12 protein-coding genes are annotated in these 12,775 nt (G+C 54.2%); 7 read left to right on the top strand and 5 right to left on the bottom strand.

What is annotated here, in order from left to right; all coding sequences use genetic code 11:
• The first annotated feature begins 9 nt into the window (after positions 1-9).
• Positions 10-747 (top strand): amino acid ABC transporter ATP-binding protein, encoded by a 738-nt coding sequence (locus tag ACPUC8_RS09055; RefSeq protein WP_039334103.1) that lies wholly within the window; start codon positions 10-12, stop codon positions 745-747.
• A 129-nt stretch (positions 748-876) separates the two neighbouring features.
• Here the strand turns inward: ACPUC8_RS09055 and ACPUC8_RS09050 are convergent, their stop codons facing one another.
• The 3 genes from ACPUC8_RS09050 to ACPUC8_RS09040 form a co-directional block, all read right to left on the bottom strand.
• Positions 877-2,046, bottom strand: a complete 1,170-nt coding sequence (locus ACPUC8_RS09050; protein WP_283229094.1) for a Gfo/Idh/MocA family protein — start codon at positions 2,044-2,046, stop codon at positions 877-879.
• 10 nt (positions 2,047-2,056) lie between these two features.
• Complete coding sequence (locus ACPUC8_RS09045) at positions 2,057-2,980, bottom strand: TIM barrel protein (RefSeq protein WP_494926069.1); 924 nt, start codon at positions 2,978-2,980, stop codon at positions 2,057-2,059.
• A 253-nt stretch (positions 2,981-3,233) separates the two neighbouring features.
• The gene (locus ACPUC8_RS09040; protein ID WP_039334096.1) at positions 3,234-4,262 is read right to left on the bottom strand and encodes a LacI family DNA-binding transcriptional regulator; all 1,029 of its coding nucleotides are present in this window, start codon (positions 4,260-4,262) and stop codon (positions 3,234-3,236) included.
• Positions 4,263-4,586: 324 nt separating this feature from the next.
• Between ACPUC8_RS09040 and ACPUC8_RS09035 the strand changes: the two genes are divergently transcribed.
• Positions 4,587-5,624, top strand: coding sequence for a Gfo/Idh/MocA family protein (locus tag ACPUC8_RS09035; protein ID WP_494926068.1), 1,038 nt, complete (start codon positions 4,587-4,589; stop codon positions 5,622-5,624).
• Between the two features lie 16 nt (positions 5,625-5,640).
• The gene (locus tag ACPUC8_RS09030) at positions 5,641-6,522 is read left to right on the top strand and encodes a sugar phosphate isomerase/epimerase family protein (protein ID WP_039334092.1); all 882 of its coding nucleotides are present in this window, start codon (positions 5,641-5,643) and stop codon (positions 6,520-6,522) included.
• 122 nt (positions 6,523-6,644) lie between these two features.
• On the opposite strand, the gene ACPUC8_RS09025 is transcribed toward ACPUC8_RS09030, so the two are convergent.
• A complete protein-coding gene (locus tag ACPUC8_RS09025) occupies positions 6,645-7,655 on the bottom strand; it encodes a Gfo/Idh/MocA family oxidoreductase (protein ID WP_494926067.1) in 1,011 nt (336 codons plus the stop codon).
• 100 nt (positions 7,656-7,755) lie between these two features.
• Between ACPUC8_RS09025 and ACPUC8_RS09020 the strand changes: the two genes are divergently transcribed.
• The 3 genes from ACPUC8_RS09020 (at position 7,756) to ACPUC8_RS09010 (ending at position 10,049) form a co-directional block, all read left to right on the top strand.
• Positions 7,756-8,775, top strand: coding sequence for a LacI family DNA-binding transcriptional regulator (locus ACPUC8_RS09020; protein ID WP_039334085.1), 1,020 nt, complete (start codon positions 7,756-7,758; stop codon positions 8,773-8,775).
• 102 nt (positions 8,776-8,877) lie between these two features.
• Positions 8,878-9,759, top strand: a complete 882-nt coding sequence (gene yghU / locus ACPUC8_RS09015; RefSeq protein ID WP_039334082.1) for a glutathione-dependent disulfide-bond oxidoreductase — start codon at positions 8,878-8,880, stop codon at positions 9,757-9,759.
• Positions 9,759-10,049, top strand: coding sequence for a DUF1330 domain-containing protein (locus tag ACPUC8_RS09010; RefSeq protein ID WP_039334080.1), 291 nt, complete (start codon positions 9,759-9,761; stop codon positions 10,047-10,049). The genes yghU and ACPUC8_RS09010 overlap by 1 nt, the downstream gene beginning before the upstream one ends.
• Before the next feature lie 27 nt (positions 10,050-10,076).
• Here the strand turns inward: ACPUC8_RS09010 and ACPUC8_RS09005 are convergent, their stop codons facing one another.
• Complete coding sequence (locus ACPUC8_RS09005; protein ID WP_494926066.1) at positions 10,077-11,528, bottom strand: methyl-accepting chemotaxis protein; 1,452 nt, start codon at positions 11,526-11,528, stop codon at positions 10,077-10,079.
• 309 nt (positions 11,529-11,837) lie between these two features.
• Between ACPUC8_RS09005 and ACPUC8_RS09000 the strand changes: the two genes are divergently transcribed.
• Positions 11,838-12,764 carry a glycosyltransferase family 2 protein gene (locus ACPUC8_RS09000; RefSeq protein ID WP_058970618.1) on the top strand — a complete coding sequence of 309 codons (927 nt, stop codon included), beginning with the start codon at positions 11,838-11,840 and terminating at the stop codon, positions 12,762-12,764.
• Positions 12,765-12,775: the final 11 nt, after the last annotated feature.

Below are 12,775 nucleotides of genomic sequence, written 5' to 3'. Positions count from 1 at the left end.
GGAAGCTCTATGAGCCCAATGATCATGTTTAATCAGGTCAATAAATGGTACGGCGCTTATCAGGCGCTGACTGACCTGAGTGCCGAAATCAACACCGGTGAAGTGGTGGTGGTGTGTGGTCCGTCCGGTTCGGGTAAATCGACGCTGATCCGCACCGTCAATCGCCTCGAACCGATTGATAACGGCCAAATTGTGTTTAATGGCATTGATATTCACGGCAGCAGCACGCGGTTGAACCATCTGCGCACCCGGATTGGCTTTGTGTTTCAGAGCTTCAACCTGTTCCCACACGTCTCGGTGGCTGAAAACATCATGATGTCGCCGATGAAAGTGTTGGGTGTGAAACGTGCCGAGGCGCGCCAGCAGGCGGGGGAGTTGCTGGAGCGAGTGGGGTTATCCCATAAAGCGGATGCCTACCCGGCACAGCTCTCCGGCGGCCAGCAGCAACGCGTGGCGATTGCCCGTGCGCTGGCGATGAAACCGCCGGTGATGCTGTTTGATGAACCGACCTCCGCGCTCGATCCCGAGATGGTCGGCGAAGTCTTGTCGGTGATGCGCAGTCTGGCGCAGGAAGGCATGACCATGATGTGTGTGACGCACGAAATGAATTTTGCCCGCGAAGTGGCGGACACCATCTGGTTTATGGATCAGGGGCAAATTCTGGAGAAAGCGACGCCTGAGAACTTCTTCAATCAGCCACAGCACCCGCGTGCGCAGCGCTTTTTGAGTGATTTGCGATCGCATTGATGTAACGTCGCGGCGCAATTCATTGCGCGTATTTCAACCTCGCGCGATACATCGCGCCCGAACGAAATGCGGCACGAAAACAGTGTAAGGTCGGCAGTTATGCCGACCGTTTTCATCACCGAGCTATCTTTAGCAATCCACCCACACCGCACCGGCATCCGCTGACTGCACACACTGCTCAACCCAGCGCACGCCCATCAAACCGGCATGCACATCCGGATACCAGAAATCAGCAAGGAATGCCTCATCGCCCCGGTCGGTGGCATCCATCGCCAGCGCAAAACGACGATAGAGGTTTGACCAGGCTTCAAACAGCCCTTCTGGGTGGCCACCGCCAATACGATCGTCCGCCAGTGCCGTGCGATGCAGGTAACCCATCCCTCGCTCCAGTATCTGCACCGGTTCACCCTGCACTTCATAACGCAGCTGGTTTGGCTGCTCATCCCACCACTCCAGGCTGGCCTTCTCGCCAATCACGCGCACCTTCTGCCCGTGCATCGAACCACAGTTGACGGCGGAAGCCCACATGGTGCCCACCGCACCGTTGTCATACTCCATCATGACAAAGGCATTATCTTCCAGCGGTGCGCGGGTTTTGACAAAGCTCTGGCGACTGCACAACAGGCGTTTCACCTGCAGTTTTGGCACCATGGTTTCGGCGATAAACAATGGATGCGTTGCCAGATCGCCCAGCACATAGCTCGGTCCGACAAACCGCGGATCGACGCGCCATTTGGTGCTTTCGTTTTGCAACTCGACGGCTTCATTATGAAAACCGTGCGCGAACTGCATATTGATAATGCGAATTTCACCCAGTAGCCCTTCAGCGATCATCTCGCGTGCCTGATGAATCAGCTGATGTCCGGCATAACCGTAAGTGACACCAATGATCTTTTTCTTCTCGGCACAGAGTTTTTCCAGCTCGTCCGCTTCTGCAGTGGTGAAACAGAGCGGTTTCTCACACACCACATGCAGGCCCGCATTGAGTGCGGCACGGCAGATGGTGAAATGGGTATTGTTGGGGGTCGCGATGGATACCGCTTCAATACCGTCTGCACGTGCGGCTTCAGCGGCGAACATCGTTTCGTAGTCGGGATAACAGCGCTCGGCATCGACCCCCAGAGAGGCACCAAAGGCGCGACCACGCTCAGCATTAAGATCAAACGCGCCAGCCTGGAGGACAAAGTTGCCATCGCGCAGGGCTGCGGAGCGATGAATATAACCAATCTGGCTGGTGCCACCGCCGCCGACCATGCCCCAGCGCAGGGAACGATTCAGTGCTTTAATACCGTTAATCATGCTGTTCTCCTTAGAATCCGACCGATTGCAGATAGTGCAGGCTGGCAGTGACGTCACGCAGACTGGTGTCCGCGTTGCGCGGATCGCGCTCTTGCTCAATGGTGATCCAGCCCTGATAGTTGCGCTCAGCGAGGAAAGCACGCACCGCTGGATAATCAATCGCCCCTTTGCCAATTGGGCACATCACGCCTTCGGCGCAAGCGGCAAAGAAGTCCACCCCACGCGCAATCACATCGCGCCAGACGGCGTCGTTCACGTCTTTGAAATGCAGATAATCGATACGATCCCAATAGCGGCTTAGGTACGGAATCGGGTCCATGCCGGAGTAATACAGGTGTCCGGTGTCGAGGCATAAGCCAGCCACCTCGTGTGGGATATCCTGCACCAACTGCGCCAGTTCGTCGGCAAACTCAATGCAGCCGCCTGCATGCGGATGGATCACTGCACGTACGCCATACTCGTTCCAGGCGATCTGGCTCAGGGTGGCGATGTGCTGCATCATGCGCTGCCAGTCATCACGGGAAAGGCGAGGCGCTTTATCTGACTGCCCGGCGTATTTCGCGCGCTCGGGATTACCAAAATCGATAATCACCAGGTAGGGCGCGGGAAGGTTATCCGCGTGCGTTTTTTCAGCAGTCGGCACTTGTGACAGGTTGCGGCAGATGTTGTGGGTCAACTCGACCATGGCGGGGAAGTTCGCCTCGCTGACCAGATCATCAAAGATCGTGCCTGCCACCAGCGAAAGCTGATGCGCCTCTAACTGCTGACGCAGTTCACTGGCATCGGTGGGCAGATAACTCCACGGGCCGAGTTCAATGCTTTTGTAACCCGCCTGCGCTGCCTCGGTGAGGACTTTCTGCCACGGCGGCAGAAAAGGATTTTTCGGATCGTCGACACCCCAGCTGCAGGGTGCGTTAGCAATATGAATAGTCATGATCGTTCCTTGCGGTAGTGGATAGCGCAAGTATCAAATAAAAATTTCACCTTCAGCAATCATGAAACTTTCATTTTTTGATAGCGATCAAGTTATTTTTCATCATTAATTTGATAGATTATCTATCAAATGCAGCCAGAGTGCGCATAAATGCGCACCCTACGAGATCGGTGCACAATCGTCGTAGGGTTGCCATTCATGGCGACCGGGAAACGAATAACTGTGTAGCAGTCCGCCATTTGTGGCGACAGGCTCACAAATTCTCCCGCGTGATGATCGCAAACGGCAGCGTCACCAGCGAGAAGTGATCGCCTGATTCCGTGGCCTGCTGCTGCACCGTACGCGCCAACTGCCTTGCCATATCATCGATATCATGGCGGATCATCACCGTGATGCTGCCGTCAATCAGCGCCAGATCCCCCTCTTTCACCGGACCATGACAAACCAGTGCTACCTTCCGCTGTGGCTGTTGGCGTAGCGCATGGATCACTCCCTCAATTCCGCCACAGGGGGCGTAAATCAATGCGAGATCGGCATGCTCATCCAGTAACTGGCGCGTGGCATGATAGCCACCATCAATTGACTCATGGGTTTTCAATGGCTCCAGCACCCGGCGGGCACTGTCTTGTTCCCGCAGATAGGAACGGAAGCTGATCTCACAGCTCTCCTGACAGGTAAAACGATGGTCACCGACCAACACGCCCACCGATCCCGGCTGATGCAGCAGATGCGAGGCCACCCAACCGGCGGTGCGCCCGGCTTTCTGATTATCCAGCCCAAAATAACCGGCGTGGCCGCAGGGAGAAAAATTCGAAAACAGCGCATAAACCCGCACGCCCTGCCGCGAGATATGCTCAATCGCATGGCGAATCAGCGGATGGTCCAGCGCCACCAATCCAATAGCATCCACTTGCTCAGCCAGCTTATGCAGGGATGCCACCACCGCAGCAACATCATCAATATCGTGCCAGTAAAATAACGGCTCACTGCCGGCAGGATGGAGCGGCTGGGTATGCTGCCGCAGTGCGTCAGTGAACGCATGATAGAAAGAGTAAGATTTGGAGAGCAGGATGAAACCCATACGTAACGTCACGCCTGCCGTTTGCTGTGTTTCGTGGAACGCCGCGACGGGGCCAACGCGATACCCCAGGCGATTCGCGGCTTCAAGTACCTTTTGCTCGGTGGCTGCGCGAACCGGTGCGCGACGGTTCAGCACGCGATCTACGGTCGCAACACCCACACCCGCCGCATCGGCAATGGCATTCATGGTGATTTTACTCATCAATAGCTTCCAGTAAATTGATAGTTAATTATCAAAAATAATGCCCGAATTCTTTTTAGAGTGCGAATCTGTTGTTGGATAAGTCGTCATCAAATCTCACTATTTGATAGAAAGCCTCTCAGTATTTTGATCCCCCTCGCAAAAATGAAATGATTCATTTCATTCAGATACCATCCAGAATAAATGTTTGATATTTATTCTCCCGACACCTGTGCTTCAGGCTGATGGATTTACATCAGGAAAGGATTAGAGGGTGCGGTTGCAGCTTCCTATATTTGATGGCTGGCTCCCGGTTCATTAGGTATCAAATAAAACGGAGATGATATGTTCCCTGCAACCCTACCTGCACCTCGTCGTCACCCTGAAAACCAGATTCCTGCATTACGCTGGGGTATTGTTGGTCCTGGCTGGATAGCCGACCACTTTGCCAACGCGTTGCGCCAACACACTCAGCAGCAGCTGATCGCTGTATCGTCACGCAGCCTTGAGAAAGCCCAGGCCTTTGCCAGTAAGTGGGATATCCCGCATGCCGTGGAAGGGATAGATGCACTGCTCAGCCGCTCTGACATTGATGTGGTGTATATCGCCACGCCGCACAATCACCACTTCCCGGATGGTCTGCGCACGTTACAGGCAGGCAAACACGTATTAATCGAAAAGCCGCTGGCGTTGAATGCGCAGCAAGCCTGGCAGTTACAGCAAGAAGCGCAAAAGCAGCAACGCTTGTGTGTCGAAGCGATGTGGTGCGACTTCGCGCCAAAATATGATGTGATCCGTCAACTGCTGGCCGATGGCGCTTTAGGTGATGTTCATACGCTGATCGCCGATCATGGCGAATATTTCACCCAGGATCACCGCATCTTTAATCTCGATCTGGCTGGCGGCCCGATGCTCGATCTCGGCAGTTATTTGATCGGCTTCAGCGTGTTTGTTGCCGGCGCGCCCAACAGCATTGTCGCCAAGGGACAGCCCGCACCGGGTGGGGTTAACGGCCAGACCTCGATGCTGCTGACGCACAGCAATGGTATGCATTCGGTACTCAACACCACCCTATTCAGCAACACGCCTGGCACTGCAGTCATCGCTGGCCGCGATGCCACGCTCTACCTTGACGGCCAGTTCTACGCGCCGGGCAATTTCCGTCTCACCTCCAGTGATGGCCGACACACGCTGCGCTGGGAGGAGCCGACCAACCGCTATATTCAGCTCAGTCATGAAATCGAACATACCGCCTGGTGTATTCATCAGGGCTTGCTCGACTCGCCTGTTCGTCCGCTTGCCACTTCTCTGGCGACGCTGCGGGCAATGGATGACGTCAGGCAGCAAATTGGTGTGGTGTTTAATGAAGAGCGCACCGCTTAACGCTCAGGAGAACAAAATGAAAATCGCTTTTGATGTGGATGTCATCAGAGACCTTGGTATCACTCGCATGGTGCATCAGGTGGCTGAGTGGGGCTATAAGTACATTGAGCAATCCCCGCATCCGCAGATCAACCCGTTCTATAAACATCCCAAAGCCAGCCGTGAAATCATGCGCGAATACAAAAATGCGCTGAATGCCACCGGCGTGGAGATCTCTTCGTTCATTACCGTATACCGTTGGTCCGGCCCAGACGAATTGCGCCGTCAGGCTGCGGTGAAGAACTGGAAACGCATGATTGAAATCGCCGTTGAGATGGGCGTACAGGTGATCAACACCGAGCTGTCGGGCAACCCGAATGAGCCGGAAATCTGTGAAGAGATGTTCTATCGCTCAATGGATGAGTTACTGCCCATTTTTGAACGTGAGGGCATCCGCGTCGAAATTCAGGCCCATCCATGGGATTTCTGCGAACAAAGTAATGAAACGGCGGATATCGTGAAATCCTTCCGTAGCGACAACGTCAAATACATCTACAGTGCGCCGCACACCTTCTATTACGACAAGGGCGTAGGTGATGTGAAAAGCATGCTGCATTACGCAGGCGACGATCTGTCACATATGCTGATTGCCGATACCATGAACCACACCAAGCACTGCCGCTATATCGTTAACCCACCGGGTGTCGATGCGACGATTCATCAGCACGTGGCTGTAGGTGAAGGCGAAGTGAACTTTGATGGGCTGTTTGAGGCACTGCGCGAGATGGATTTTGCCAACCGCACTTACAAGGTGGGCGGCGAGTCGATCATCTCGGCGGCGCTGTTCGGCTATCCGGAGAAGATGAAGTACCAGGCAGTAGAAACACGTGAATTGATTGAGCGTGAACTGCTGAAATAAGTGCGGCTTGATGCCCTCACCCTAACCCTCTCCCACAGGGAGAGGGGACTGGATAGTGTGGACGACATGCTCTCTCGATCGGCCCCCTCGCCCGCTTGCGGGAGAGGGTTGGGGTGAGGGCATCAGATAGACACCCGCTCCACATCCACAAACTCACCGCGTATCAGCGAAAGCTGCGCCGCTTCCGCAATCGCCTGCGCACGCAGACCATCAATCAATCCCGGCAGCCCTTCCACCTTCTCCCCGCCGATGTAACGCACAAACGCATCCAGATGCGTGTAATACGTCTCTTGCACACGGCTAAACCAGTCGGCATAAAGTCCAGGCTGAGTAATCCCTTTACCCTGATACAAGGTGGCACCGCGCGCCGATTGACTCTCTGACGCCAGCATCCCTTCGCTGCCCATCACGCTAATGCGTTCGTCGTAGCCATAAGCCGTGCGGCGTGTATTATCCAGCTGAGCCAAGGCGCCTTGCTGCATACGCATGATAAGCACCGAAGTATCGACATCGAAATCACGTATCTCGGGCATGGCCAGCGCGGCCCCCATTGCACCCACCGTGCTGACTTCATCCTCGGTGAGCCAGCGCAGCAGATCGAAAAAGTGAATCGCCTGATCGCGCATCTGCCCGCCCGAAGCCTGAAGATAACTCAGCGGTGGCAGCTCAGAAGCCCGGCACACCATCTGGGTCAGCTCGGTGCGGCCAATCAGCCCCTGCTTTAACTGCGCTTTCAGCTGCTGATGGCTGAGATCAAAGCGACGATTAAAGCCCACGGTAACGGGCACCTGCAGCGGTGAAATCTTTTCCACCACTTCGCGCGCACGTTGCAGCGACAGATCAATCGGTTTCTCACAGTACACCGCCTTGCCCGCGCGCACCGCCTGCTCCAGCAATTCGGCATGGGTCGGCGTGGCACTGGCGATCAGCACCGCGTCAATCGCATCGCGGTTGAGCGCCTGCTGTACGCTTGCCGCTCGCGCACCAAACCGCTGCGCCACCGCTTCCGCTCGTGAGACATCGATATCGCACACCAGCGCAAGCTCTACGCCGGGATGAGTCGCCAGGTTTGCGGCATGTACCTGGCCTATAAATCCACTGCCAATCAGGGCAAAACGTTGCGGCGTCCGCATCTTAACGCTCCTTTTGTTCACATTTTGGAATAGCCAATGTTGTCAAAATAGCGCTTTGTGGCAGGCTAGCTGAACGCGGTTTTTGATGGAATTACCTCAGATGAAAGCACTGACGCTGGCGGAGCTGGCGAAGCAGGTTGGCGTAGGCGTGGCCACGGTTGATCGCGTCCTGAACGATCGCGGCGGCGTCTCGCCTGCGATGACCAAAAAAATTCTACAGGCAGCGCGCGAGGCGGGTTTAAAGCGTATTTTGCCGGAGGAGCATCGCCACACCTGGCAGGTTGAAGTGCTGCTGAGCGGCAACGGCTCGTTCTTCTTCCAGCAACTGGCACAGGATTTCGCCCATCTCGCTGATGAGCTTGGCTATCGCCGTTTGCGGTTGCATCGCACCCTGATCCCAGAAAACGCGCCCGAGAAGCTGGCAGCACATATTGCAGCCAGCAGCAAAAAACGGGACGCGCTGATTGTCTTTGCCCACGAAAACCCTCTGATTTATGAGGCGTTAGCCGCTTGCAAAGCGCACGGTGTGCCGGTAATCACCCTGGTCACCGACCTGCCCGATGCGGCGCGCTTGTGCCATGTGGGTATTGATCAATACAAAGCGGGTCGCACTGCCGGGCTGATGCTCGGCAGTATGACCGCCACCGCGGGTGATGTGGTGCTGGTGAGTGGCCGCGCCGACTACTCTGCGCATCGCCAGCGTATCGAAGGCTTTCAATCGGTACTGGCCGAACGCTTCCCGCAACTGCGCTTGCGCGAGATTCTGGCTGGACAGGATGAGCGTGAGCGCATTAGCCGTCTGCTGGAGAAAACCCTTGCCGGCTCGCAGCACATCGTTGGGCTGTACAACACGGGCATGGGCAATACGCAGATCCACGAAGCCCTGGCGCGTCATCGTCTGAACGGCAAACTGGTGTACGTCACCCATGAGCTCTACAGCACCACGCGCCAGCTGTTAGAAAAACGCGTGTTGACGCTGACCCTCGATCAAAACACCCTGCGCCACGCGCAGCTGGCGCTCACCCTGCTGCTCAAACATCTGGAAGAGGGTGAACAGCCCGACACCTACGCGCCCGGTAAAGTGGACTTTATGCTTTTTACGCAAGAGAACTTCGCTTAATCACACTTGGCTTCGCACCGCCAGCGCGGTTAAATCGCCTTCATCTCTCGCTGCTACACTCAGTAGCAGCAAAAAACGCAATCACAACAAGGCGAAATCACTATGTCGGAAAATCAGTATCAGCCCGCGAAAGTCTGGACCTGGGACCCGGAAGCCAAAGGTAACGGCGCGAAAACCAACCGTCCGTTCGCCGGGCCGACGCATGAGAAAACCCTGCCAGTAGGCAAACATCCGCTGCAGCTCTATTCTCTTGGCACGCCGAACGGTCAGAAAGTCACTATTCTGCTGGAAGAGTTGCTGGCCGTGGGGGCTAAAGAAGCCGAGTACGATGCCTGGCTTATCCGCATCGGGGATGGTGATCAGTTCTCAAGCGGTTTTGTTGAGGTTAACCCGAACTCTAAAATCCCGGCCTTGAGTGACCACTCTGTCACCCCGCCGCTGCGCGTATTTGAGTCAGGCAATATTCTGCTCTATCTGGCCGAGAAATTTGGTCACTTCATTCCTGCCGATATCGCGGGCCGTACCGAAACCCTCAACTGGCTGTTCTGGTTGCAAGGTTCAGCGCCCTACCTCGGCGGCGGCTATGGCCACTTCTATTTCTACGCGCCAGAAAAAATCGAATACGCCATCAACCGCTTCTCGCTGGAAGCCAAACGCCAGCTTGACGTGCTGGATCGTCGATTGGCCGATAATCGCTTCCTCGCCGGTGATGAATACACCATTGCGGACATCGCCACCTGGCCTTGGTACGGCAATCTGGTACTGAATAACATCTATGGCGGCGGCGAGTTCCTCGACGTGCAGTCGTATAAAAATGTGGTGCGTTGGGCTAAAGAGATTGCCGAACGCCCAGCGGTAATCCGTGGTCGTAAGGTGAATAAAGCGTTCGGTGCAGAGCCGCAAGACCAACTGCTGGAACGCCACGATGCCGCTGATTTCGATAACAACACCGAAGATAAACGCCAGGCTCGAGGAGAGAAGTAATGGCTGCCTATGTGGTGATGATTAAGGACGAAACGCTGGATAAGGATGAGCTGGCGACCTATGCGCAGAAAGCGGGCGAGGCGCGCGGCGATCATCAGATCAACCCGCTGGCCTTTTACGGCGATCTACAGGTGCTGGAAGGCCGTGATGCGGAAGGCGTGGTGGTACTGGAATTTGCCGATGCTGACGCCGCAAAAGCCTGGTACTTCAGCCCGGCATATCAGGAAGCCAAAGCGCACCGCCTTAAAGGTGCCAATTACCGCGTGCTGTTGGTGAACGGCGTAGCTTAATGTGTTGGCGGTCTTCAGGCCGCCCACTCAACCCAGCCTGAACAACGAGATCGACTGCTGTAACTGATTCGCTTGCCGTTGCTGCTGCTCGACCACCTGCATGGTTTCAGCTACGTGCTGCACATTGTGATGCACGCTGTGATCGATGCTATTGATGCTCTGCTGTATCTGCTCGATGCTGAGATTCTGTTGCTCACTCATCTCCGATAACTCCGTCACCAGCTGCGATAAACCGCTAATGCTGCTGTGAATCGAGCGCATCGTTTGGGCCGCATGCTCAACTTGCACGGCCCCATGCTGGGTGCTGGCAGAACTGGCATCGATTAACTGCCGGATTTCACGCGCCGCATTTTCACTGCGCATCGCCAGATTGCGCACTTCGCTGGCCACCACCGCGAAACCACGCCCTTGGTTCCCCGCGCGGGCGGCTTCCACCGACGCATTGAGTGACAAAATATTGGTCTGGAATGCAATGCCGTCAATCAGCTCCAAAATCACCTTCACCCGCTGTGACTCTTCGCTGATCTTCGCCATCGATCCCATCGCCGACTGGATATTCTCTTCACCGCGCGTTGCCACCGTGCGCGTTTCACTGGCCAGTTCGCGGGCACTTTGGGCTTTATCACGGGTTAAGCTGGCGGCGATACTGATCTCCGTCATCGCGCTGGCAGCCACCTCCAGCGCCTGCGCCTGCTCATCGGTTCGACTTGACAGCGCGGCGTTGCGTTGCAGAAGCGTGTCCGACTCCACTAACAACGCCCCCACACGCTGACTGACCTGCGAGAGCGTGCCATGCAAGGTGCCTAGCGTGGTGCTAAAGGTACGCGCAAAGGGCGTCTCACTCTGCTGTGTATCGGCGGTGAGCGTCAGATAACCGCTTTGCTGATTGATCTGGGCGGCCAGTACTGCCACCTCGCTGGCGGAACGCGCATCAGCGGCCATCTGGCGAGCAATCACCAAAAGTATGATGGTTTGCGCGACAACAAACAGCGCATGGAAAAACACCATGTCCCAGCCTGGGTGATGGAAGACCACCACGCCAAACAGATCGTTATCCTGTAGATAGTTGAACAAAATATGATGCGTCGCCGCTGCAACCGCTCCCATGAGCAGAGGACGTATATCGCGCCACGCCAAGAGTACGGACATCAGCACAAATACCGAGAAGTGATATTCGGTTTCCCCTTCACCGAGCTGAATCAATAAGCCAGCCCAGCCAATCAGCAAAGTGGAAAGAAGTAACCTGGAAGTCAGTGAGCCGCGTATCACCGTTGCGCAAAAGGTGGCCAGCAACACCAGAATCAGCCCCACGATGAGCGCCACCATCACGCTGTGGTTCATCCACCCTATGCCAAGCGCAATCGGCCACAGCGTCCAACAGAGCAGCATGGCAAGCGTGTCTGCGCGCTGTGCAATACGTTTAAGCGAAACCATCTCTACCGGCGCGGCGTCCGGGCCTATCAAGGGCGTTGCGATCATGACACTTTCCACACCAGAAGTTGATCAGGCTGCCCCAAGGATGCAGGGCAAGGCGCACAGACTGAGTGGAGAAATTATCGACAAGCGCGGGAAATAATTTAGCGCCGTCTGAAGCTAAGGTGATGAGATGTGATCTTTTTCACTGTTACAGCTCGCAGCGAGCTGCCGTTAGGCTTATAGCGGGGGTTTTCTTAGTACTAATCTGACTTTACCAGAAGATGTGCACCACTTCATGAATTCGCTCACCCCCGATGATGTACCTATAGTAATATTAATCGTGATGTCTCTTATAAAAGATAGCGGATAATTATGGCTTCTCCTTATGTTATTAGTGTCTTACTCACTGCACACAACTGTGAAAATTTTCTTGAAGACACCTTAGAGAGCTTGAAAAATGCCTGCATTGGGGTGCAGGAATTAGTTGAGATCATCCTTGTTAATGACGCCTCTGCGGATAACACCAGTAAAATGCTGCACGCGTTCGCAGCCGAAAATGCCCATGCCAGCGTATTTGATATTTCATTACGAAATATCGGCAAGGTAAGAAACTTTGCAGTCAGTCAATGCCGCGGTCAGTACGTTATGATGCTGGATGGTGATGACCAACTGTTGAAAAATTCATTAGCGGATATTGTTAACTGCTTAGAAAAAGAGAGTCCAGATGCCTTGTTTGCACCACTCAATGAGGTTTATGAGAATAAGCAGCGGGTTGCAAAATGGCATGGATTAATCACAACGCCATTGAGTCAGCATCAGGCTATTGAAAAATTCCTGATTCATCGTGAATTACAGGCACATTTTATCGGTCAATTCATTAAGCGAGAAATCCTGGAAAAATTTCAATTCCCTGATTTAACCTGCTATGAAGATGCATGGCTCTTCCCTACTGTATTAGAAGTCAGCCACCATATCCTTTATGCTCAACATAGCCCGTATCTTTATTTTAAAAGGGCGCAAAGTTTGTCGAACGACCTGGATGCTGAAAAGATCGCCATGCTAATTCTTGCCACACAGAAAATGGATGATGTTTTTCAGGAAAAATATCGCAATCTCCTGTCATGCCATTGGATTAATATTGCCCATAAGTATTATCCGATGATCAAAAACGAAAATGACCTGGTAACAGTGAAAAATGCCATCAGTAAAATACCCGTCATTTCGTTTCTCGCTGACACCAAAGTGCGAACCAGTTTCAAGAAAAAATACTTCAAAATGAAGCTTAAAGGTCTCTTTTAACACGCTGAAAA

This window comes from Pantoea sp. CFCC18177, assembly GCF_059412425.1.
This window is presented reverse-complemented; position numbering and strand designations above follow the sequence as displayed.